Genomic DNA, 25,276 nt, shown 5'->3' with positions numbered 1-25,276 from the left:
GAGTAAGCTCTGTCATTTTAAGCAGGTTGTAATCTATGTAATGGATAATTTCGTATACCATTTTTTTGTTTTCGTCTGTCTTTTTTTGTGGAGAGTAATCGGGTTTCCAGCTTTCAAAAAAATTACGGTAAGCTAATACAATAATCTGATTCAGATAGGTTTTGATCATTAAAGTTGAGTAACTATTTAAATTAATTAGCTCGTTGAATATACTTACAAAAGGCTCATGAATGMCTATATTGTCGGCTGTGACTGGATTTTGAATGTGATCAAACATTTTTTGAATATGGATAAGAGAATTTTGAACGTCTACACCTTCTGCAAAAATAAATCCAACATAGAAGTAGCGAAAGGGTTCAATTGAATCTGCCTTCCCATCGTGCTTCTCACCCGGTAAATTCAGAAAAATATCACCCGCCTTAACAGGATAGGCGATCCCATCACGATAGTATATTCCCTTCCCTGAAACAATATAGCTTATTTCATAGCAGTGTTGAATATGTTCGCCAATGACATACCCTGCATCGCAGGATAAATCCCCGATTTGGAATAGTAGGATCGATTCATATAATTGAGGATCATTAAAATAGACATTATCAAAATGAAATTTCTTCCGATTAGTTATTGCTCTTGTTAGTCCGATATTATCCAATTTAAACACCACCTTGAATGAATAAATACTACTCAGCACTTTTGTGCAGCCATATCTATCATAGCTGGAGTTTGCGCAAAGTTCCATGTATATTGTGAGGTGTTATCGCCATGAACGTACATTTCATCTAGCGATTTGGAGGAGATGTACAATTAGTTTCACATTCTGAAACTAATGAGAGTTATTATGGAATTATAGATGATTTAGTTCCAGAATACTCAACTAATCTATCAGAAAGAGGACATGGATCGAGCTAACACAACAATTAAGTTCATCCACTGATACTAAATCGTAGTACACCCTCTTACGTTTCCATTTAATTTCAAATTTTGAAACTACATAGTCATTGTAAATAAAGCATGGAACACAGAAGCACTAATTTGTGAACATTCCCCCTATATGGAGACGATGAGGTACTATTATTTATGTCGATTAGCCACAATAGGCGAAATGAGGGGGACTTGTGCTCTTGAATTCAGTCGATTAGCCACAATAGACGAAATGAGGGGGGACTTGTGCTCTTGAATTCAGTCGATTAGCCACAATAGGCGAAATGAGGGGGGACTTGTGCTCTTGATTTCAGACGATGGGCTACAATCGGTGAAATGAGGAGCATTTGTGCTCGTGAATTAGGCTGGTGAGCTGCAATTGGTGAAATGTGGGTACTTGTTTGTGCGCCTCATCCGTGCCCACCGTGGGCGCACCAAAAAGAGAGCTGCCCAATCATTACAAATGGCATAGCTCTCTTTCAACGGTAGTATCATAAATTGTGAATCACGTACTCATTTATTCCTTATCGCGGTTTAGGCATCAACCAAGCATGATCCGGATCGTTATAGAACTTCCAGATACGAACGGGTCCCGCCATTACGTTCAAATAATATACATCATAGCCTGGAGGGGCAGAAACAGGATGGTAACCCTTTGGTACTAGTACAACTTCACCATTACCCACAGTCAGCGTTTCGTCCAATGAACGGTCGTCTGTATAGACACGCTGTACCGCAAACCCTTGCTCTGGCTGAACTTGATAATAATRGGTTTCTTCTAGCAGCGATTCCTCCGGCAGGAAATCACGGTCGTGCTTGTGCGGAGGGAAACTGGACCAGTGACCGGCTGGCGTAAACACTTCTACGACGAGCAGGCTGTCAGCGTCTGCTGTTTCTGGCAAAATATTATGAACGAGCCGCTGCGTAATGCCCTCTCCACGATTTTCAACCCCAACCTGACCGGATTCAATCAACCTTGCTGCATGCGTCCCTCTTCCAGGAGCACAACATACAGCGATTTGCAGATCAGTTAGCGCGGTAACAGTAAATTTATCCTCAGAAGGAACATATACGGAGTATGGTGGAATTTTCTCGAATACACTCATTCGACGGCCAATGCTCTTCCATTCCGTTTTTGCTGTAGAAACGTCAGCCTTCCCTCTTAGCAAGACAACGCAAGCTTCACGTTCCCCTGTCAGTCGGCTCAGTGTTTCTCCGACACTTAGCGTAAACACTTCAAAACCAACATAATCCCACCCCGCCGATTCTGGCGTAACTCGAAGGATATTACCTTCCTGGTCCGGGGCCTGGTTCGGCTTTACTATCAATTCACTCATATTTACTAATGCCTCCCTTCCAGTAATTCAACTCATTATCCTATCATTTTAGCAGGAGGATCGGAAACATCCTATCCCCCTGCAGGCCTCCTGCTTACCAGCGGGAGGTGACCATTTTCTTTCTCGTAAAGAACTCTACACCGTCTGAACCGTTGGCATGCAAGTCACCATAGAATGACTTCTTCCAACCGGAGAAAGGGAAAAATGCCATTGGGGCAGGTACGCCCAAATTTACACCCAGCATACCAGCGTCGATGGTTTCCCGGAATTGGCGAACATGGCTGCCGTCTTGAGTGAAAATACATGCGCCATTTGCCAGTTCTGAACGATTGGCAAGCTCTATTGCCTCTTCCAAAGTATCCACTCGGACAACAGACAGCACAGGAGCAAATATTTCGTCCTTCCAAATCTTCATCTCGCTCGTCACTTGATCGAAAATCGTCGGGCCGACGAAATACCCTGTGCCACTTGATGCTGCATCCATACGTCCGTCGCGAAGTAGTACCGCTCCCTCTTCTATGCCCGTCGCAATATAGCCGAGCGTTCGCTCCTTATGTGGACCACGGATAACCGGACCAAGGAAGACATCTTTATCCCTACCGTTGCCAATGATCAGTTTGTCAGCTGCAGCGACCAGTTTATCGATCAAAGTCTCGGACGCTTCGCCAACGGAGACGACGACAGCACAAGCCATACATCGTTCCCCAGCGGAGCCAAACGCCGCGTTAATGATCTGAGTCACTGCACCGTCCATCTCGGCATCCGGCATGACGATCGTATGATTTTTGGCACCAGCGAGCGCTTGTACCCGTTTCCCTTGCGCAGTTGCCGTTTTATACACATATTCCGCGACCGGCTGGGAACCGACAAACGAAATCGCGTTGACGTCCGGGTGCTCTAGCAATCCATTTACTACATCATGTGATCCGTGTACTAGATTCAGTACACCGTCCGGCAAACCCGCTTCCTTAAACAGCTCCACCAGTCGATTCGCTAGAAGAGGCGTCCGCTCGGATGGTTTCAGGACGAACGTATTGCCGCAAGCGATCGCAAGTGGGAACATCCAGCAAGGTACCATCATCGGGAAGTTAAATGGCGTAATGCCTCCCACAACCCCAATCGGATAGCGGTACATGCCCGACTCCACATTCGTGGCAATGTCGGGAAGCTGCTTGCCCATCATAAGAGTTGGTGCCCCAGCAGCGAATTCGACGCATTCAATGCCGCGCATCACTTCCCCATGAGCCTCTTGATAGTTTTTTCCATTCTCTAATGTGATAATCTGAGCAAGCTCTTCCCAATGATCGACCAATAACTGCTGATATTTAAATAGAATTCGAGCACGGCGTGGTACCGGCGTCTTACTCCATGTTTTAAACGTTTCTTTGGCATTCTGGACAGCTTGATCCACATCATCCTTGGAGGACAGAGGAACGTAAGCTAGAATCTCTTCAGTTGCTGGATTGAACACAGGGTCCATCTTACCTGAGTTAGAAGCGATCCATTCGCCCCCTATAAAATTTGATAAGGTTACAATTGCATTTGTTTGAGACATATTTGCCGTTCTCCTCTCCAACTAAGCTTGTTTGGAAGCAAGCATATATTGTTCAATCTGTTTGACCGTGGGCATAGCGTCCGAGCAGCTGTGGCTGGAAATAACAATCGAAGCAGATGCGCTGCCGAAAGTCATACTGCGGCTGACATCCCATCCCTGCATAAGCCCATAGATGAAACCTGATGCATAGGAGTCACCAGCTCCGAACGTTTTGATAACCTTAGCTGGGAAAATAGAACCCCGCTGCGAGCTGCCATCTTTGCCATAAGCGATCGATCCATCTTTACCGTGCTTAATAACGACGATTTCAGCGTGATAACCAAACCATTGCGCCGCTGTTACCTCGTCACTGCGCTCCGTATTGCCGTCGAACCGCTCCAGCATATCGAATTCCTCACGTGTGCCGATGATAATATCACTTTTTTCCGCTGCCATATGATAGTAAATCGCCGTTTCCTCAGGGGATACCCACGTATATGGCCGGTAATCGATATCAAATATCACCTTTGTATTATGTTTACGAGCGTAACGAAGAGCAAGAAGAACCGCCTCGCGGGATGGGCTCTGTGCCAGCGCTGTACCGGAAACGAGCAGAACCTTGCTTCGAGCGATCAACGATTCATCGACTTCCTCTGGTGCGAGCAACAGATCAGCCACTTTACTGCGGTACATCAGTATGCTGCAATCTTCCGGGCTTTTGATTTCTGTAAAAGAAAGACCAGTAACCGCCCCTGTCCGATCCGTGCTGACGCCTGAAGTGTCTATGCCGTTATTCCGTAAGTATTGGTCGATAAACCGCCCCATCTGATCATCAGCAATCTTGCCGATGAACGCAGTTTTCATGCCTAGTCGCGACATACCAATGCAGATGTTCGCCGGTGACCCGCCGACATATTTGGTGAATGTCATCGTCTCTTCCATCGGCCGATTGATTTCATTAGCGTTTAAATCAATACATAGACGGCCAATCGCCACAAAATCCAAATCTCTATCGTTCGCAAAAGTGATCGTATCCATTGTATCCCTTCTTTCCTATTAATAAGGACGCGCCGCACCGATGTCTTGCTGCATCTTCTCATGCGCCATCCGTACTTTTTCACTCACAGATACCTCAGGTACGCCGACGTTCCACCAGGAGTCATAACCACCCGTATTCGTTCCCGGAAGCACCTTAATTTCCACCAAAACAGGTCCTTGCTCCGTTTTCGCGTCATGAAGTGCTTGCTCCAGCTCCTTGGCAGTGCCGGCGGTATAAGATGCTGCGCCCAAGCCACGGGCAAGTAATGAGAAATCGATTGGCATATACGGTCCGTCCAGCCGTCCCGTCTCTTTGGAGCGGAAGCGGAATTCATTGCCGAATCCATCGCTGCCGTGACCGCGTTGTAAGTTATGAATACATTGAAACCCATTATTATCGAATAGTAGAATGGTCAGCTTAACGCCTTCTTGAATTGCCGTAATCAGCTCAGAGTGCAGCATGAGGTAGCTTCCGTCGCCAACTAACGCATACACATCACGCTCGGGTTCGGCAAGTGCGACACCGAACGCACCGCTAATCTCGTACCCCATAMAGGAAAAGCCATATTCCAAGTGATACGTCTTCGGTTCCGTCGTCCGCCAGATACGGTGCAGATCGCCTGGAAGGCTGCCGGCAGCGCCGACGACAACATCTGTCGATCCGATAAAGCTATTGATGATTCCGAGAGCTCTTGTCTGTGTTAACCCATCAACACTCTCAAGAGAGTAGAGACGATCAACTTCACCGTCCCACTCCGCTTTCAACTCTTCGATATAACCGTCAGCATAGCCGGAGTTGAATCCGCGTTCCATTAATTCCTTCTGCAGCGCAACAAGCGATGCCTTTGCATCCGCCGTAACAGACTCAGCTTCCATCTTGACCGAATCAAAAGAATTAACATTCAAGTTCAGAAATGCTACATCTGGGTTGCGAAAAGCTGATTTGGATGCGGTCGTGAAATCGGAAAATCGTGTACCGACGCCGATGATCAAATCTGCTTCAGCAGCAACTCGATTCGCTGCCAGTGTGCCTGTCGTACCAACTCCGCCAAGGCTGAGCGAATGATTCCACGGTACCGCGCTTTTACCCGCTTGCGTCTCAGCTACCGGAATGCCGAAGGCTTCTGCGAAAGCAAGAAGCTCTCTTGTCGCATCCGCGTAGTGAACGCCACCACCTGCGATAATCAAAGGCTTCTTTTTGCGTGCGATTAAATCTGCTGCACGTAGGATAGCATCCTGCTCAGCCGGACGACGCTGCAGGAAATGAACACGCTTCTCGAAGAAGCGTGCTGGATAATCATAGGCTTCCGTTTGTACGTCCTGCGGCAGTGCTAAAGTGACCGCCCCTGTTTCTACTGGATCTGTCAGAACTCGCATCGCTTGTATAAGGGATGACATCAGCTGCTCCGGACGAACGATGCGGTCCCAGAACTTACTGACCGACTTGAACGGATCGTTAGCCGATATCGAGTAGTCACTCGGAACTTCCAATTGCTGTAGAACAGGGTCAGGCTGGCGGGAAGCAAAGTTATCGCCTGGCAGCAGCAGCACAGGTATACGGTTAACTGTTGCTGTTGCTGCGCCTGTCATCATATTGAGCGCTCCCGGACCTATTGAGGTCGTGCATGCAAAAATCTGACGGCGGTTTTTCTGCTTAGCATAAGCTGTAGCTGCGTGAACCATCCCTTGTTCGTTCTTACCCTGAACGAACATTAAATCACCAAGTTCTCGTTCAAGGGCCTCACCAATTCCTGTGACATTGCCGTGTCCGAAGATGCCCATAACACCACGAACGAACTTAATCTCTTCTCCGTCCACAGACAAATACTGTTGATCCAGAAATCGCAGCAAAGCCTGCGACATAGTCAAGCGAATCGTTTTCATCAGCAAAACCTCGGTTCATTATAGATTGGATGAGAAAATGCCCGCCGTTCCAGTTTAGTCGCGGGCTTCAGGTTTAGTCGGGATTAAATAGTGCGTCATATCTCTAGGACCCAAATCGTTTCCGGCACGGCGACGATTAGTAGGCGCTATTGTTGTGCAGTTATCAAACGAGTGTTTCTTCCAACTTCAATAAGTATTCCAAGCTAGCAGCCAGACTGTCCATCGGACTTCCCGAGCAGTAATCCTGCTCTACCGCAAACCATTCAACGCCACTTTGCAATCCCCACTGGAGGATTGGAGCAAAATCGATGACCCCTGATCCGATCTCTGCGAAAGTCTCTCTGCTGTCCGCAGTCATATCCTTCAGATGAAGGATCGGCATACGATTCGCATAATTACGGATGAAGGACAGAGGATCTTGACCAGCTTTGCGAACCCAGTACGTATCAATTTCCGCGTAAATAGCCGGATCCTCGAGCAAGTATTCAAGTGCAAATTTACCTTCTATAGTTGTATGAAATTCAAAATCATGATTATGATATCCTACGCGATATCCCGTACCCTGAACTTTGGCAGCGACTTCAAGCAAATCACTCTTCACGCTTGCATACCCTTCTGGATTTTGCAGGCCATCCGGCAATGAATGACAGATAAAGTCTTTGGTATCGAACAAGCGAGCCTCTTCGAGCACAGCCTCCAAATCAAACTTCATTCTTTCCAGCCCTACATGCATGCCGGCAGTACGTAATCCAACTTCTTTCATCACTGCAGCAATTTCTCGCGCTTCATATCCATGCAGCCCGTCGATCTGCACAGCCGCCCAGCCCATCTCACTTAATTGCCTCAATACTGCTGGAAAGTCCTTTTTCACTTCATTTCTTAAGGTATAAAGCTGAGCCGCTAATTGATTTCTAATCATTCCGCAATTTCCTCCTTTTTTAAATCCAACCATTCAACTTCCCCACGTGTTAATGGTAGATTCATAGCCAGTACCGAGTCATGGAGCTCATCAGGATTCCGTGGACCGATGATCGCACATGTAGGGAAAGGTTGATGAAGAACATAAGATAATGAAATTTGAATCGGCGATACTTGTTTCTGCTCCGCCAGTTTTACCGCACGCCGGTACCGCTCCCAGTTGTTGTCGTTGTAATAGACTCTCACCATTTCCGCATCCGAGAGATTATCTGGCGTAAAATTACCCGAGAAAAATCCACCTGCCTGAGAAGACCATGACAATAGTGTCAGCTGATTGCGTTCATGCCACTCACAGGTATCCTCATCAGCCGAAACACAGCCCTCCCACCTCGGTTCCTTCGCCTTGGCAAGACTCAGGTTTGTACTACTAAAAGTGAAACCTACTAATTGATGTGCTGCCGCGTAATCATTCGCTTCCTGAATACGTTGATACGACCAGTTCGAAGCACCGATCGCCCGGATCTTCTTCGTACCTAGCTGCTCATTCAGCTCCTCCATAATTGGCCCGACCTCTACACTTGGATCGTCTCTATGAAGGGCATATAAATCAATATAATCTGTGCCCAGTCTCTCTAGACTCTCGGCTAAATCCTTACGAATTGCTTGCGGGTTAACCCTTGCTCCTGGGCTCCCGTCATCATGATGAGCGCCCTTGGTCATAATAACTACTTTATCCCTAATCTTCTTCTCATCGAGCCACTGTCCCAGAATCTTCTCTTTCCCTCTGTACTGATGGGCGGTGTCAAACATATTGCCGCCAGCTTCAATGTAAGAATCGAGCATCAAGCGTTTCGCCTCATTCAATTCTCTAAGATCTCCCGTTCCCATGATCAACCGGGACATGGGCTTGTTCACGCCCTGAATCTCCATCATTTTCATATAAACACTCCTCTACTACTATGGTTATTCTATTCTTCAACATTAAATACAGGCATCAATCGATATTCAAAAATGCATGCCTTATCGTTCAGACAATGCATCGCAGCAGCCTCCAACAAATCACCGTAAAAGGCCCATACACTTTACTCATCACTCCGTATGGTATCGATACCATACCTGAACAGAATTATTTTCTGGTATCGTTATCATATGGTAATTGAAGTCAGTATAATGGATTCTAACCCGTTTTACAATAGCCTATAAAAATTACTTACCTTAACTAAACACTAATATTGAAAACCCTTTCATTTTTATATCCATCAGCTTCCATAATTAGTTAATACAAAAAAAGAAAAAACCGCCCTATTTAACTCGGGCGGCAATTCTTTATTAATTATTTGTTAATCATGTTATACAAAACTACTGCCGTCTCTGCTCTGGATAATGAATCTAGCGGAAGAATGTACTTCCCATTTCCTTGAATGATTCCATTCTTGACCATTATAGCCAAGCTTTCTGTCGCATAATTAGCAACCTTTGTCTTGTCGTTAAAATGATCCAGCTCAGAAGAAGTATCTTCGTTCAGCTTTAAACCCGAGACCTTCATCGCTTTATGCAGAAGAACGAATGCATCCTGTCTTGTAATCGGTTGAAGAGGATTAAACTTATTGTTTCCAGTGCCGTTAGTAATTCCAAGCTTCTTGGCGATCATCACTTCATTATAATAGTAGGCTGAAGAATTCACATCAGTGAAACTCGAATCGGTTGCAGCCGTTAGCTCAAGCGCCCTCACAAGTAGGACGATAAAGTCCGCCCTAGTTATGGAAGCTGACGGATTGTACTTTGTTTCCGACATGCCATTAATAATCCCCTTAGACGCTAGCACCTCGATTTGTTTTTTAGCCCAGTTCACCTTCTCGAGGTCTTCAAACGTCTTATGGACAAACATAACAGCGTACTTGCTGAAATGAGTCGTCGTAAAAGTGACCGTTGCTTTAGCAGAATCATATTTTCCGTTAGATACAGGTGTCGCTATGCCAGCGTTGCTAATGTAACTAACTACAATATGCTCCGGATCGGCCAACTCGGCATCAGCCGCCTTATATGGAACAGTAACTTTCACTCGAGCTTGTGGATTATTCCAAGCCACCTTAACTCCATCGATATATACATCAACTTCAATTACAGGCCTAGCTCCGATCTGCTGCTGTAAGGCCGGATCAAGCGATGTTTGATCTACTTTGGCAATAACTATCGCGACTGTCTTCGCTCCGGACAAATCCTGTCCTTGTAGCATATTGGCAGGTACAGTTATTGTTCCAAATTCAGTCGTAATCTCGATCATATGCGTCGCTTGATCAGCAGTAAGCGCTGCTTTCGGAAGCTCAACGACATACGATCTAGGTTTATTCGCTTTCGGCACTTCAACTTTAACGGTTTTCACGCCATTATCATCGGTCGGAGCTGTGCTAAGCGCTTTGTTCAAGTCTCGCTCTTCTACCACTGCCTTTGCTTCTCCTGTTCTAGCATCAACATTCGGCACATTCAATTTAATTGAGCCTTTGCCATTTGTCAGATCAGGAATTATTATTACCGGTGGTGATGTTGTATCATTTTTCGTAAAGATAAACCTACTACTAAAATTGAATGGAATACTGTACATATCGCCGGGACCAATCAGGAACTTCGTGTCAAGGTATGAACGCTCACCTACCGGAATGCTGTCTACATATGGCGAGAACGTCTTAACACGAATCTCTTTCGATTTTTCATCAAATTCAAAGAACGATGTCCAACCGTTACCGCCTGCAATATCCGATTGATAGTCAGTTAACACCTGCAAGACGTCTTTTCCCTTGGCGTTCTTCTTCACATTCAGACCTGCACCACTGATATGACCGCCTACCATCATAAATACTTGATCATAATTTTCGACAAGGTCACTCCAGAATAAACTGCCCTGACCGCCTTCACTCACTTGACCGCTGTCGTCGATAGTCATAATATTATGAGAGAAAATGACTGTTGGGATGTTCGGATTCTCATTAAGCACCGTTTTTGCCCAGTTTCTTTCTGTCGTATTACTTGAATCGTTCCCTACTGAGTCTACCGCTAGGAACATATACTTGTAGCTACCAGCGGTTATGATCGAATAAGTACTTAAACCGGAAGGAGAGGCTCCCTGGAAGTGCTCAGTCTCGGAAAACCTTTTGGGACCCATGGTGTCTATATAGCCGGTACCGTTCGTATCATGGTTACCACGCGTAACAATGTATGGGACTTTGGCGTTATCCAAAATCTTAAATGCTTTATCGGCGGAAGCCCATTCTTTGGCCGCGCTGCTTTGGGTCGTGTCGCCAACATTTAACGTCATGGCGATATTTTTACTTATATGATTGTCTGCAATAAACTGGAGCTGTTTCTCCAGAATTTCTGGTTTTGATTGCACCACATACTGTGGATCTGGGATGATAGCAAATGTATACGTATCGGGTGCAAACATAGGAAGATCATTGTTCGTCCCATAGTCTACTGGGTAGTTGAATTCCGTTTTAAAGAATTGGTCCTTTTCCAGTGCTTTATCGGATACCCTGATATGTTTAATTTTCCCTAAATAGAGGCTGTTTGGTTTGCCATCCCATTCAGAAGCACCGACATTCCACCCCTTGCCCACTTCAGCCGCGATCCCATTAATAATCCCGTCAGTTTGAGGATTGCGAATGGATTCTATGCCATTTAGGAATAATCGCGTCTTCGTACCATCATTCACGATCGCAACGTGTGTGTAGTCCTTTGACTTCGCCCATGCCTTGATATAGGAAAGCGAGTTCGACCAGTTCGTCTGGATCTCGTTCGAGTTCGAGTTCGGGCTCAAGTCCCCAGGGGTACTCGCCCATTGAACCTCCGGAATCTCCGAAATAGAAAGAGTTGATAGCGACTCCTCATTGCCAGCTTCAAATCTGTTAACTCCTTGGCGGGTCAATATGCCCATCCATTTATTAACACTGGAGCCAAGCTTAAATTCTGCTTCAATAGTAAAGCCTTTTTTAAAAGTTTCCGTATTGATTGGGGCCTTTTCCACTGTAGTAAAATAATCCCCTGCTTTTCTAGCATTTGCAAACTCAACAGCACCGTCGTCAGTAAAAGACAGCATTTTGCCTTCAAACTCTCCGAACGAAGCCATTTTAAGATCGTTGTTATTGCCACTTCTATCTTTAATAACTAAATTGCCCGCTGCAATAGATGTTCCGGACTGCACATTTGCTTCTGTGAATACCCAGTCAGCAACTATTGAATCATTAGGATTCTCAGGATCAACTGGTATATCACTTACTGTCAATAAGACAGGCTCCGTCGCATCCTGCTCATTATAAAGCTCGAACTCGCTGATGGCATATTTGTGATCTTTTAAATTTGCAGCCCACAGCAGTAAATATATGCCCTTCACACCTTTGTAATCTTTGCCTTCTTTTTCGTAAAATTCCTTGTAGTTCGGTAAATCGATCGTTATTTTTTCGTAAATATCCGGACTGTCTGTTTGCCAAGTTGGTTTTGAGGCAGTACCGACAATTTCATCCCATTCTGTACCATTTACAGACGTCTGAATGTTAAAGACAGTTAATCCTTGCTGCTGAGCGTTATTCACGACTAGAACAAGCTTATTGAAATCTTGAAGGTTATCATCGTCCCATTGCAGCATAATCCGATTCGCCGGATCAAATTCGCCCTTACCATTTAGCCCCCAGAGATCTCCCTGTTTTTTTATTTTATTCTCTACACTTTGGAAGTAAGTCTCAACTTTTCCGTCAGCAAACTTAAGCGGAGAATGCTCACTTGCGTTATCGTAATCGTTTCGGCTTAAGTCAGCTGGCTCTCCTTCTTTATTCAAATACGTCGCACTTACAACCGTAGCTTCAAGCGCTAAATTTTTATTCCGTTTTACCGTTAGCGTATAGGTCTTCGTTGTGAACCGGTCCGCCGCTAGGGTCACAATAGCGATCTTACTGTTCCCCATCGGCACCTTGGCTGTTATCAACTGACCGCTCCTCACAGAAATGCCGTTGACTTTCATTGTTCCGTTTGTTTTGTTTAGCTCTGGTACCAATGTGATCGTATCTACACTTGGATCGAGGCTTAATGTATAGTCGGTAGTACTGCTGTWAAAGGATATATTCGTGTTGCCACCATTTACTTTGAGAGTCGCCAAGGATGCGTCACTATTAGGATTCGTTACTGTGATTTCACTTTTTGAGGTAAGGTTACCATTAGTTTTTGCCGTAATCATTGCCTTTCCAGCTTGGATTGCGGTAACAATCCCCTGCTTATTCACGGTTGCAACACGCTCATCACTACTTGACCATTCTACCTTTTTATCAGTTGCATTAGCTGGTGTGAAACTAGCAGTTAGCTTCGCTGTATTATGAACCAGCAGCTCCAATGATCCAGGTTCGATCTGAATCGCCGTCGCAGGTATATCGCTAACTATCAATTTAACAGGCTCTGTCGCATCCTGCTCATTATACAGTTCGAACTCACTGATGGCATATTTGTGTTCTGCATTTAAATTTGCTGCCCACAGCAGTAAAAATATGCCTTTTAAACCTTTGTAATCATTTCCGTATTCTTCTTTATAATTCGGTAGATCGATCGTTATCTTCTCGTAAATGTCCGGACTGTCTGTTTGCCAGGTCGGTTTATAGGCACTTTTATTGAGCTCATCCCATTTAGTACCGTCTACGGTTGTCTGAGTATCCATGACGGTTAACCCTTGCTGCTGAGCATTGTTAACAACTAAGACAAGCTTATTGAAATCTTGAAGGTTATCATCATCCCATTGCAGCATGATTCGATTCGCCGGATCAAACTCCCCCTTACCATTTAGCCCCCAGAGATCTCCCGATTCTTTCTTTTTATATTCTACGCTTTGAAAATAAGTCTCAATTTTTCCATCAGCAAACTTCAGCGGTGAATGCTCACTTGCGTTATCGTAATCATTTCGGCTTTTGTCAGCTGCTTCTCCTTCTTTATTCAAATACGTCGCACTTACAACCGTAGCTTCAAGCGCTAAATTTTTATTCCGTTTTACCGTTAGCGTATAGGTCTTCTTTGTAATTCCGTCCGCCGCAGTCGTAACGATGACGATTTTGCTGTTCCCCATCGGTATCTCCGCAGTTATTAGCTGTCCACTCACGATTGTTGTATCATTTACTGTAATCGTGCCTTCATTGTTTTTCAGACGTGGCTGCAGCGTAATTGTATCTACCTTTGAATTGATCGTAGTTGTATAATCAAAAACCTCACTATCAAAAGGAATATTCGTTCTTCCATCATCGACGATTAACTCTGACAATGACGCATCGCTTTCCATATCCAATACCGTTATCGTACTTTTGGCTTGAAAAAGCCCATCTGACGTTTTTGCCGTAATATCTACCGAACCCGGAGCCTTGGCAATGACGATGCCATTTTGATCTACAGTTGCTATATTTATGTCACTGCTAGACCAATCGTATGCTTTGTTTGTCGCATTGTTTGGTAAGACCACAGCGTTCAACCCGAGCGTTTCTTCTGTAAAGAGCTTTGCAGTAGATGGAGTAACCGTAATTCCAGTTACAGGGACATTAACACTAGAAACTGTGATGGTGACAGTTGCCTTCTTGTTGCCATCCACACTAAGTGCTGTAATAACGGCTTTTCCTCCAGCTTTCGCTGTTACATTCCCATTTGAATCTACTGTCGCAACCTGCTCATTGGAAGTGTACCAATTCACACTCTTCTCTGTTGCTTCTGCTGGCGATACAGCAGCCTCTAGTGCTATCGTTTCTCCCGCATTCATACGAAATGCTTCCGGAAGACTTAGTGAATCCGAAGCAATATAGCTAGCATTAACTTTAGCTTTATCCAATTGGAATAAATCCGCTACTCCGCCGTTAAGAACGACTTTTAGTTCATACAGGTTTCCACCCAATGGCTTCAATGCCACAGACTCGAGTTCACCTGTAAGCCTGCTTACTTTTTTGATAGCATCTTTGCTGTATTTAGCTAGATTTAATTTTACCGTAATCGTCTGTTCTGTCTCTGTACCTTTTCCTTTCTGCTGCTCCACCGTTTTACCGTTACCTGAGGTCAATCCGTTCATAATCATAAAATATTCCATATCTGCTGATTTGAAAAAATCCTGAGTATCCGGCAGCGGCTCAAAGAAACCAAGCAACACATCGCCATTAAGCTTCTCTTTATCACTAGTGTCACCTGCAACTATACTAGTGTTTTTCGCAACTATACTCTTTAGATAGGGATGCTTCAACTGGTTATTTTTATCGAATACTGGAGTTTCTCTCGGTGTTAAGTTCTTCACTACTTTTCCATTTTCATCCTTATGCTGTCCAGGTACAATAGAAGTATCTGTACTATTTAACCGTACAAGATGCGGGCCGAGGTTTTTAATTTGTTTTGCCATTTCGGCGTATTGGTAATATTGCTCTGTAGGCTTTCCATCCTTGTCGAATAACAAGAAGTATCTACTGTCATACTCCCATCTGAACAAGCTGAGCCATTTTCCACCCAACGTCAGCGTAGCGAATGGAACGCCATATATTTGAGATTCGGTTATGATATAGGAGCCTGTGTCTCCTGAATATCCACCTGTCTTAAAACCAAGCAAATATTGCCCGAAAGCGATTGGACTTTGCCCTGTTCCATCATAGCCCTTTAGAGCAATTGTCCTTTGATCATTGATGTTATTGACAATCGTTGTAAAATGATTATTGTCAGAGCCTATCGTCGTGAATAAATAATCATCGAAAGTGAGCAGATCCGGCTCGGCCGTACGAATATAGGTTTCATAATCGTCCCTTTGCCATTGACGCGATTGTTGGTTGCTATGAGCGAGAACATTCGGATACAGATCGTGGCTCAATTTGAACCAATCCGTAAATGTTTTCAATATCTCCGGACTGTAGCTTTCTTCATCTCCAAAAGATATTGTAATGAGATTATTCACATTATCTTTTTGAGCATCTTCCAGAAAACCATCCATATCTCCTTTTTTCGGACCGCCACCCAAGCCATCACCGAAAGCCCCTTTCACATATGACCATTGTGCTCCTGGCACTTCCTCATGAAACTTTTTATTGTAGCCTGGATATTCGTAGTAGGTAGCTGTGGTGAAATTACTTCCCGTCCATTCATCAGCAGATGCATATGTCCGTTTCGTTTCATCCGTTGTCATCCATGTTTGCATTTGCAGCCCTTTGTCAATTAATACTCGGCTAGCGCGAGATAACGTTTTGGGAGGTGTAACCGTTACCGTTCGCACTTTGGAAATCGAAACTCCATCTGAGCTAGGGACTGTGTATATTACTTTATATATACCGCCTTTGCTCGTATCGACTTGTCCAGTTGTTTGAATACTATCCGTAATATTTTTCCCTGATGCATCGGACGCCGTTGCTCCGCTATCTACATAGGTATCATTTAAAGATAACTCTATTTCAGAATCACCTTTTAATGAAATAATTGGCCAGCTAAAACCCGGAATCTGTTTCATTTCTTCATTCGTCAGAGCTTTGTCATAAATCTTGAGTTCGTCGACGTAACCCGGCCACGCATTGGTCACTTCCGGCTCGCGGTCAGCTCCGATCCGAAAATCACCAATATTCGATATTAATAACGTATCTTCTGTAACCGTTTCGAGTGCACCGTTAACATAAAGCTTAACCAGATCACTCTCTCTGACAAGAGCAATATGATACCAGTTCTTAGGCTCAATTAATGTATCTCCAATTGTCGTTTTTCCGCCAAGAGAGGATTGTAATCTACCATCAGGTCTACGTGACAGCAGCGTTTCTCCACCTTCACCCTGCTGCTGAACAATTACTACGTTTCGATTCGTATAGGGCGAATTGAAATTAACAAACAAGCTCATGGAGAAATCACTGCCTGTATTTATTAAATTCTGATTCGGTACAGTTGCGTAATTACTATAGCCATTTAATAATAAAGCTTTACCTACCTTGCCGGTTCCTAATGCAGCGCCAGTAAGTGTTGAATTATTTCGCAACAACGTGTCCGGTGATATACCTCCCAATGTCACTTCGTCAAATTTCCATTCACCAACTAATCCCGTGACTGCTACAGACTGGCTGCCTTCTTCAGCATAAGCATTTGAATTAGAATTAGGAAAACCGACACAGATACAGCTAACCCACAAACTCATAACTAAAATCATACTAACAAATCTCTTATTCCTCACACTTAACATAAATAACCTCCCACATATAATGTTTAATAAATTCGGTTATAACGCCTACTCTCTTGTTGTTTTGTGTTATTAATGTAAATGGTTGCGTTTACATAAATTTAATAAGGAGTGTCACTCTCCTTATTCCCTCGACATCAAATATGAAGCCAGCATTCTCGCACCAAAGCCTGTCGCTCCGACAGCCTTTTCACCTTTAGCAGAAGATGAATCCTTCGGACCGTTCATGTCGATATGTGCCCATTTCATTGAAGGGTGAACAAACTTCCGCAAGAACAACGCAGCTGTAATCGCACCCGCACCATCACCGCTGCTGATGTTGCAGACATCCGCATATGTGCTATCCATGTACGATTCGTACTCATCTACTAATGGCAGCTGCCAAACTTTCTCGCCGAATGGCTCACCAGCATTTTTACACAATTGCACGAGCTCGTCATTGCCCAAAATACCCGCGATCTTGGTGCCGAGTGCCCCAACGACTGCATAAGTTAACGTCGCCATATCTATCGCTTCCGCTGCACCTATGCGATGGGCATAGATCAACGCATCAGCAAGGATGAGTCGGCCTTCCGAATCGGTATTTCCAACTTGAACAGTAAGGCCGTTCGCATATTGGATCACATCACTTGGCAGCATACAGTCCCCGGAAATTACGTTCTCTGCAGTTGGCACCAACACCACAATATTGGCGGACACACCGCTCTTAACCACGATATCCAGCGCTCCCAGTACTCCAGCAGCTCCAGCCATATCCATCCTCATATTGCTAATATCGTGATCGCGTTTAAGGCTGATTCCCCCAGTGTCAAACGAAATTCCTTTGCCAATCAAAGCCGTAAGTGGTTTTGAGCTATCTGTACAATATCGAAGCTCGATAAAGGCAGGCGGAAATACRCTTCCCTTACCAACCGCAATTACTCCGGCAAAGTTAAGTCGCTCCAGCTCCTCGCCAGTATAAACATTAATCTCCACGGCGGTATTAGCAAAACGCTCCTTCACTCTGTCCGCCAAAACTAACGGACGCAAATGGTTAGCAGGTTCATTCGCGAGATCTCGCGCCCATAAAGTGCCTTCTGCTTGAATTTCCCCACGATGAATGGCCTCTTTGGTCTGTAAGTCCGACTGTCGGTCGAAAGAAAGTGCAGGAACTTCCCGCTTCTCAATCTTTGTTTTATATTTATCGAAGGAATAAGTACCTAGCTTCCAGCCTTCCACCCATGCCGATATTGCTTCTGTTTCTTGATCCAGTGCTGTATTTCCATCCCATAACGCCTGAAAAGAAACATGCACGTTAACACACTGCTCTTTTACTGCTGCTCTTCCCATATTGCCGGCTGCTTCCCGAATGCGAACGGGATGACTTAGTGCTGCCTCGCCCATGCCCACGAGTACAACATCATGTTGTCCTTGACGACCATAAAACCACGTTATAGCATCCTTGACGCCCATATGCGATCGCAATACGGATGAATCGAATAGCTGTCCGACTTGCGGCAGGTCCAAGATTCGTTCCAAAGTTTCTTGATAAATAGGAATTATTAATGTTTGCGTAATCTCATCAGCTTCTTGATCCATACTCATCAGACAACCTCCAAATCATTTAGAAGTGTTACTCCTTCTTCATTACATGACGAATTATTATTCGAATTCAACACAAAGACTCGCAACACTATGAGCCGTAACCTCAAAACCTATCTGGGAATCGTCTATAGCAACACCTCCCTCAGCTACAGGTCGTTCTAACGTATCGACAAAATAAGCTTTGCTCACCTTGCGGAATAGCTTCAGCTTTACCGATGTTGTCTTTCCTTCTGTTTCATATACCCGAACGATCCACTGATTATTAGCTTGATTGTCTTCCGGCATCTTTATCGCAGCTATTGCAATAGTTCCTTCAATTAATTCGAAAAAACATTGTGTTGTCGGCCAAGCTCCATTACTCGCTGTAACAGATAGGTACTGTAGTGGAAGATGGTAATTGGAGGACTGTTCAATCAACTGTTGATTACTTGAAGCATCAACTATACAAATACTTAAACGAATTCGGTGAACCCCAGTGTTCGGATAAGCATCAGGACCATAAGAGCCCCGCAATAGGGTTACGGAAAGTGCTTGATCCACACCACGAAAACCATATTTGCAATCCGATAGGAGCATAAGCGATCTACTCTGCTCACGGTTAGCAGGAACGCCGAGCGCCCAACTGTTCGCGGGTACGTCTAGATCTAGTGACGGACGTTCAATCGTACCGAAAGCCATATTGTATCGATAGGATTCACTTTCATAACTAAAAGGCGTATAAAACTGTAACTGCGGCGTAAACTCCTTATCATTTCCATACTCATGCCAATCGCACATCACGTTGTAATCGAGTCTGCTGCTACCCTGATCTAGTGATACAATGACTTGCAGCTTCGATCTGCGAAATGGAACGCTGAACGTAATCGATTGTCTGAGCAGCTTACTGCCTAGCTCGCTGTTTTCGATTTTGATGCCATCTGTGAGCTCTTTCATTGTACGATACCGCCTACCAGCCATGCATTTCCGCCACCTTGAAAAGTATCCTCCTCGATAAATCGGAATACGCCTGCTGGTCTACTGCTATCAATGAGCTGCTGCCCATTCTTTTTGTTGATTAGTGAGAGAATAGTAAGCTTCCGCACATCAAAAACCGCTTTTATCAGCTCATTTTCTAGAACAAACGAATACGTCTCAACCGGGGGCAGATTTTGTCCTGTTAAATAGAAGTCATTTGCCGTAAGAGAAGTCATATCTCCTGCTTTTTCCGTCATGATATAAGTGCTGTATCCCAAAGCTGGAACGTTCACCGGAAGCAGTACTCTTAAGAAAAAGTGCCCCCAATGCTCGGCAAACCCGCGATCCACAAATTGAAAATCGATTGAATGACCCTCATCGTCTTGAAAACCTATGCTTTGGATATTTCCATCCCAATCCCAAATTGTAATCTCGGCTAATTCTTCACGTGACGTAGGAGCGCTGTTGAAAACGTTGAATATCCGAGTCTTCCCACGACCACGGTCACTTTCACCTGTTCGGAACTGATGCGTGATGCTGACACCAACTCCTGCACCGGCACCTTCTGAAAAGCTTTCCTTCAGATCTTCGCCCTGAATCAGATAACGCGAGGTATCAATGCGCGAAGCAAGACTCCGCATAGCTGCACTTCGCTTGCTGTTTGCCATGGCGGATGTTTCTTGGAACGCTCCAAGTGCATGATTACGCGTTTCAGGTATGCCTGTTCCCGGCAGAATATCGTGAAATTGATTAAATAAAGTCTTTCTCCAAGCTTCTTCCAACTGCTTGCCATAATACTTGGAAGACGTCCATAGCGTAGATACACTAGACAATGCTTCAGCTTCATACAACAAATTCTCCGAAACCCTATTCGCCTGTTTCAAGCGTGCTTCGGAGCTATAGCATCCTGTAAATATGAAGTTCAACTCATTACACACAACCGGCAGTTGATCGGCAACTTGCTCCGTTAATGTAAAATATTCTGCATATTTGCCGAAGCGAATGGTCGGAAAAATCGGCCACTCCCTCATATCAAGTATGCGTTCTATGTCGCGCCGCGTTGGGCCACCGCCATGATCACCTACCCCGTACACCTTCAACATCGTATTCATACCCGTTTTCTGACAAAACTCCGGCACTGTGAGCACCATTTCTGCTTCAATGCGGGAATCGTACCAATGCGGCTCTTTGTAGGCAATAACGGATCGACCTGATGGTGCCACCCAGCGATACAAATGATGTCCTTCATTGTTGTGACCGCGGCAATAGTAATAATATTTGATGCCCGCATGATGCAACGTTTCTGGTACGTTAAGGCCATGACCGAACGTATCCGGCTCAAAATCGATTTGCAAATCATCCGGCTTTAATCCGAATATACGCGTAAGATAGTTTTTCGCGTATAAAAACTGCCTAGTCATACTTTCACCGTTTGGCATGTTTTTATCTGCTTCGACCCAAGTTGAGGCTGTTATTTCCCATCGACCTTCATGCACATAAACTTTTATTTCTTCTAGCATTTCGGGATCATAGGTTTCAACAATATGATAGGCAGCTGCTTGGGAATGAGAGAACCTAAAATCTGGGTACTCCTGCAATAAATCCAGCATCGTCCGGAATGTGTTAAGCGTCGCCGATACCGTCTCATCCCACCCCCATAGGAAATTCATATCCAGGTGAGCATGAGCTGCGCAGATCAGGTGGTATGACTTCGCTGCCGCAGCCATCTCAGATAGTTGTTGCTCGGCATTACGTACCGCCTGCTCCCCAATATTGCCTTCCTGCTCTATCGTATCCAAAAGATAGATAACCACTGGATTGATCAGTTCGTCATACTGCCCCCCCCGTACCCTAGAAACCCGATTTGCGTATTCCATTTGCGCTACGATACGCTTGCCCCATTGCCCTTCGGTCACACGGTTTTTCAGCTTAACGAGGTTTGCGAATAGTTCCTCGGCCTGTATGATGTCCACTCTCCTAATCTCTGCTTATTGTTTTGCGAATAAGCCTTCACTTTGAATCTTCTGTTTCATAGTGCTATATCCAATGTATCGATCGTCTCACCGATTCTCTCAGCGATAAGTTTCTCTAAATGCTGTATGTTCGTCGATGCCGTGCTTCCACCGTATTCACTAACAGACAATGCACCACAAGCGTTCCCATAGATTAAGCATTCTTCTGGCTGTTTGCCTGCCAAATACCCACAAATATATCCGGCGTTAAAGGAATCACCTGCGCCAGTTGTGTCAACGACTCGAACAGAGAAGCCTGAACGGTATGCCTGCTGTCCTCGTACCGATGACACAGCACCTTTCGAGCCTAGTTTGAGTACGATATGATTGCTGTGTTTGGCAAGAACTTTAAGGCTTTCCTCAACTGTTGCACATCCGGTGTAGTGAATCGCTTCTGTTTCATTCATGAAAAAAACATCGACTTCCTTCATTAATTCAAAAATGCCCGAATACCACTCTCCGGTATCATCCCACCCAACATCAATGGAAGTCGTAACGTTGAGCGATTTAAGTTTTCTTACAGTTTCCAAGAACAGAGCATGATTGCGACTTCCCTTATAACATGTCAAATGAACGTGACGACCTAACAAAACACTATTCATGTCCAACTGTTTCAAGCTAAGCTCTGCATTTGAACCTGCGTATGAAATAAAAGACCGGTCATTTTCTGGGTTAATGGCAATGGAAATACCGGTGTTGCTACTGCTCTTTCTAATATAGCTGGTATCGATTCCATACTGAGAAAAACGATCCTTTATAAGCTGACCGAAACCGTCATCACCCAATACCCCGTTAAAGGCAACCTTCAAGCCTAGTTTGGCTATTGCCAAACTAAACAAAGCTGCCCCTCCTCCGACATGAATGGTCATATTTTGAACAAATACCTCTTGTCCAGGTGCTGGCAGTTCGTTGCAGCCTTCAACAACTAAATCAATATTCGCGTCTCCAATCACGATGACATCGTAATTTTTCAATGGTGCCTCATCTCCATCTATTTCCGATATGCACTGATGTGCTCTCTATTTCCTATGAATCTCTTCTTATACAACTTTCACGGACAACTAGTTTATGATCCATGATGATATCCTCAGTTGGCGTTTCCTTATCCGTTATTTGTTTCAGCAACGCAGCCATTGTCACTTTACCCATGTCTTGTATAGGCTGCTCCATCGAGGTTAACCTCGGACGTGCAAGCTCCGTCAGTTGACTTCCGTCAAATCCCATGATAGAAATATCCTCTGGTACACGAAGATTGTGATCCCAGATGCAGTTCATTGCTCCGACCGCCATATCATCACTTACAGCAAAAACAGCTGTAGGCGTTTGTTTATTACGCAGCAAATCTTTCATTTGCTCGTATCCGCTCTTCACTTTATAATCACCAAAACGGATATTTTCATATATGATTTTAAGCGAGTGATCCGTCAATGCATTCCTGTAACCGCTATAACGGCATCTATTATTACGGAAGTGAAGTCCTGGTCCATCGGTTTGACACTAGAAAAAATAACGGGAATGTTCATCTTATGAATCAAAGCACGAATTTCCTCATTGATTTTCTCATGCATAATAATGATGCCTTCTACCCGCATTTCCTGAAACACATTAATATATWTGAGTTCTTTATCTATGTMCTCAATGATATTGCACACCAAGAGATTGTAATCATTCGAGCTAGCTGCTTCTTCAATACTGCTTAAAATTGTCGAATAGAAGCTTGAAGTAAGATCGGGCACGATAACACCGATGAGATTCGTTTTATTTCGAACCAAGCTTCGGGCGATTTGACTAGGAGCGTATCCTAATTGCTCAATGGCTTGTGTTACCTTCTCTTTGAGATCGTCCTTCACATACCTTTCGCCATTCAGTACCCTGGATACAGTGGTAACCGAGACTCCCGCAACGCGGGCGACATCTTTGATTTTTGGTTGCACATTATTCACCCTTCGTGGAAGTATCATTCTTTTATGTGTTGGAATCTAAGTAGCTGATATACTTCGACAAATCTTCGCGCGGTTCCTGCTTCTGACCTTTATCGGCAATGTTTACTGCTGCTCAATAGCCAATTTTCCGTCCGCAACTTTTATCCTAGTATCGAACTCTCGCTTTCCTTCGAATAAGGTGATGATTCTTCCTCCGCGCTCAAGTTCACCGTAAGTGTCGATCCCGGTAACACGTCCATAGCATAATCGAATCCCATGAAGATCTCCAACGTAATCATTATCATGATCATGTCCGGCAAAGGTCCCCATCACATCTCCCTGCTCAAGCATGGYCGTGAATAAACCGCTATTCAACTTGGGACAGCAGACTTCCTCGCCTTTATTACCTTTACTTCTGCCTTCCTCCCAAACTTGCTCATACTCTGGTATTGGAATATGGAAAAATGCGAGCCCTGGCAAAGCGCTGCCATTCTTCTGTGCAAGTTTACTCGATTCACTACAGTACCAATGAACCTGATCCGGATGTATCCATTCGTATCCACCAACGGACTCCGGTGCTGAATCCCCTGAATCAAAAAAGTACAAAACAGCAGCCTCTTCTTCGTTCTCAGAACCCGCAATGGTAAGAACATAATTACCTACTCCATGGATGTCCTTAGGACCGTCCTCAGATAAGTTATTATCATATTCCTTTAAAATATCATTCAATCGTTGACGCGTAATGCCTATCTCTGAGTCGTGATTACCATAAATGACAGCGAAAGGAATTGCTGACTGTACARCACCCGCAATCGCGCGGCGGAATGTTCCTTCTTGATCGTCCGTATCATAACTAGATATTACATCGCCAGTAAGGACGATCAAATCCGGCTTCTCAGACGCAATCATTTGCTGCATAATAGCTAACGTTTGAGTATCCTTTTCAGGATCAATTCCATCTTTGAAATGCATATCGGTAAATTGAATGATCGAAAAAGTGCCATCTGATCGGAATTTTAATTTATTGTGCTCCACACTAGCTTCCTCCTAGTCATAACCATATTAACTTTCTATATTCYCTACAAATAATGGCTGGGAAAATGCGGAATACCCGCCTTCCAAATAAACCGCCACTCGTACGTACTTTTCATTGCCTTTACACTCATACTTCGCTTGCTTAATTCGCCCTGTCGTTTCTTGCAGCACCTGTCCATCCTTGCCGAAGAAAGTAACGTATTTATACATTTTATCTAGCAATTCATTAGAACGAAGATCGACAACTACTGTGTCACCTTCTACTCTGATCGCTTCAAATCCATACCCCGTTGATACATAAAAGTTACCTTCTTTGATAGCATCAATAATTGCTTCGTTCGTATTTTCTTTAGCTCTGACTACGTTCCAGGCACGCTTTTCTTGCCCATAAACATGCGAGTCGTCATTGCCGAAACCCCAAACCTTACGACCCGTCGATAAAACAGCATCCCACTTGTCGAAAGCAATATCGTACTCTGGATTGCCGTCTCCGTTATAGACTTCAACCCCAAGATAATGTTCCATCTTAAGCATATCTTCTAGCTCCCAAAAATTCGAGAAATACCGATTCGGATGCACGAGCACCGCAAATCCATCATTAGCTACCGTTAGGTCTACAAAACGCTGATAATTTTCTATCGTAAACTCGCTGCTGTAGTTTTCCATAATTACATGCGGTGGTTTCACGAGCAGCATGTGAGTCTGCCGACTGCTTACTTCAATTGCTTCAAAAACAGTCGGGATCTCCCTTTCACCTTCATGCTTCGTAATTTTATCATGATCAGAAATACCGAGAAAATCGTATCCACCATACATTTTATAAACCGTTTCGAGCGGAAACCAACCATCACTGTTCGTGGTGTGGTTATGAAAGCTTCCTTTTAACCAAATACCTGTTTCTACGTAGGGATTCGTTATCTTCATCTGTATTCCCAACC

Annotated in this window: 14 protein-coding genes and 1 pseudogene; all 15 read right to left on the bottom strand. The window is 44.4% G+C overall.

Features of this window, described 5'->3' with window-relative positions:
- On the bottom strand, positions 1 to 652 hold a 652-nt coding region (locus tag AC1DWN_RS11365; protein WP_477559010.1), incomplete at its 3' end, for an AraC family ligand binding domain-containing protein.
- Positions 653 to 1,445: 793 nt separating this feature from the next.
- Positions 1,446 to 2,258, bottom strand: a complete 813-nt coding sequence (iolB, locus tag AC1DWN_RS11360) for a 5-deoxy-glucuronate isomerase (RefSeq protein ID WP_477559009.1) — start codon at positions 2,256 to 2,258, stop codon at positions 1,446 to 1,448.
- Positions 2,259 to 2,352: 94 nt separating this feature from the next.
- Positions 2,353 to 3,813, bottom strand: a complete 1,461-nt coding sequence (locus tag AC1DWN_RS11355; protein ID WP_477559008.1) for a CoA-acylating methylmalonate-semialdehyde dehydrogenase — start codon at positions 3,811 to 3,813, stop codon at positions 2,353 to 2,355.
- 21 nt (positions 3,814 to 3,834) lie between these two features.
- Positions 3,835 to 4,830: a 5-dehydro-2-deoxygluconokinase gene (iolC, locus tag AC1DWN_RS11350; protein ID WP_477559007.1), complete on the bottom strand. Its 996-nt coding sequence runs from the start codon at positions 4,828 to 4,830 to the stop codon at positions 3,835 to 3,837.
- A gap of 18 nt (positions 4,831 to 4,848) precedes the next feature.
- Complete coding sequence (gene iolD / locus AC1DWN_RS11345; protein WP_477559006.1) at positions 4,849 to 6,714, bottom strand: 3D-(3,5/4)-trihydroxycyclohexane-1,2-dione acylhydrolase (decyclizing); 1,866 nt, start codon at positions 6,712 to 6,714, stop codon at positions 4,849 to 4,851.
- A gap of 163 nt (positions 6,715 to 6,877) precedes the next feature.
- Complete coding sequence (locus AC1DWN_RS11340) at positions 6,878 to 7,633, bottom strand: sugar phosphate isomerase/epimerase family protein (RefSeq protein WP_477559005.1); 756 nt, start codon at positions 7,631 to 7,633, stop codon at positions 6,878 to 6,880.
- Entirely contained in the window at positions 7,630 to 8,571 is a 942-nt protein-coding gene (locus AC1DWN_RS11335) for an aldo/keto reductase (protein ID WP_477559004.1), read from the bottom strand. Before AC1DWN_RS11335 ends, AC1DWN_RS11340 begins: the two co-directional genes overlap by 4 nt.
- A 394-nt stretch (positions 8,572 to 8,965) precedes the next feature.
- Entirely contained in the window at positions 8,966 to 16,834 is a 7,869-nt protein-coding gene (locus AC1DWN_RS11330) for an Ig-like domain-containing protein (protein WP_477559003.1), read from the bottom strand.
- A gap of 120 nt (positions 16,835 to 16,954) precedes the next feature.
- On the bottom strand, positions 16,955 to 18,415 hold the full coding sequence (locus AC1DWN_RS11325) for a M17 family metallopeptidase (RefSeq protein ID WP_477559002.1): 1,461 nt from the start codon (positions 18,413 to 18,415) through the stop codon (positions 16,955 to 16,957).
- A 57-nt stretch (positions 18,416 to 18,472) separates the two neighbouring features.
- Positions 18,473 to 19,348 carry a glycoside hydrolase family 38 C-terminal domain-containing protein gene (locus tag AC1DWN_RS11320; RefSeq protein WP_477559001.1) on the bottom strand — a complete coding sequence of 292 codons (876 nt, stop codon included), beginning with the start codon at positions 19,346 to 19,348 and terminating at the stop codon, positions 18,473 to 18,475.
- Positions 19,345 to 21,342 carry a glycoside hydrolase family 38 N-terminal domain-containing protein gene (locus AC1DWN_RS11315; protein ID WP_477559000.1) on the bottom strand — a complete coding sequence of 666 codons (1,998 nt, stop codon included), beginning with the start codon at positions 21,340 to 21,342 and terminating at the stop codon, positions 19,345 to 19,347. Before AC1DWN_RS11315 ends, AC1DWN_RS11320 begins: the two co-directional genes overlap by 4 nt.
- Positions 21,343 to 21,398: 56 nt before the next feature.
- The gene (locus tag AC1DWN_RS11310; protein ID WP_477558999.1) at positions 21,399 to 22,355 is read right to left on the bottom strand and encodes a carbohydrate kinase family protein; all 957 of its coding nucleotides are present in this window, start codon (positions 22,353 to 22,355) and stop codon (positions 21,399 to 21,401) included.
- Positions 22,356 to 22,407: 52 nt separating this feature from the next.
- Positions 22,408 to 23,342: pseudogene (locus tag AC1DWN_RS11305) on the bottom strand (LacI family DNA-binding transcriptional regulator).
- Positions 23,343 to 23,426: 84 nt separating this feature from the next.
- Positions 23,427 to 24,338: a metallophosphoesterase family protein gene (locus AC1DWN_RS11300; protein WP_477558998.1), complete on the bottom strand. Its 912-nt coding sequence runs from the start codon at positions 24,336 to 24,338 to the stop codon at positions 23,427 to 23,429.
- A gap of 27 nt (positions 24,339 to 24,365) precedes the next feature.
- Positions 24,366 to 25,262, bottom strand: a complete 897-nt coding sequence (locus AC1DWN_RS11295) for a phosphoesterase (RefSeq protein ID WP_477558997.1) — start codon at positions 25,260 to 25,262, stop codon at positions 24,366 to 24,368.
- Positions 25,263 to 25,276 lie beyond the last annotated feature (14 nt).

Source organism: Paenibacillus sp. P4_A7 (assembly GCF_056402455.1).
This window is presented reverse-complemented; position numbering and strand designations above follow the sequence as displayed.

Coding starts and splice junctions, on each gene's coding strand:
- AC1DWN_RS11320 (WP_477559001.1), bottom strand. CDS start 19,348: ATGAAAGAGCTCACAGATGGCATCAAAATCGAAAACAGCGAGCTAGGC.
- AC1DWN_RS11355 (WP_477559008.1), bottom strand. CDS start 3,813: ATGTCTCAAACAAATGCAATTGTAACCTTATCAAATTTTATAGGGGGC.
- AC1DWN_RS11340 (WP_477559005.1), bottom strand. CDS start 7,633: ATGATTAGAAATCAATTAGCGGCTCAGCTTTATACCTTAAGAAATGAA.
- iolC (WP_477559007.1), bottom strand. CDS start 4,830: ATGGATACGATCACTTTTGCGAACGATAGAGATTTGGATTTTGTGGCG.
- AC1DWN_RS11335 (WP_477559004.1), bottom strand. CDS start 8,571: ATGAAAATGATGGAGATTCAGGGCGTGAACAAGCCCATGTCCCGGTTG.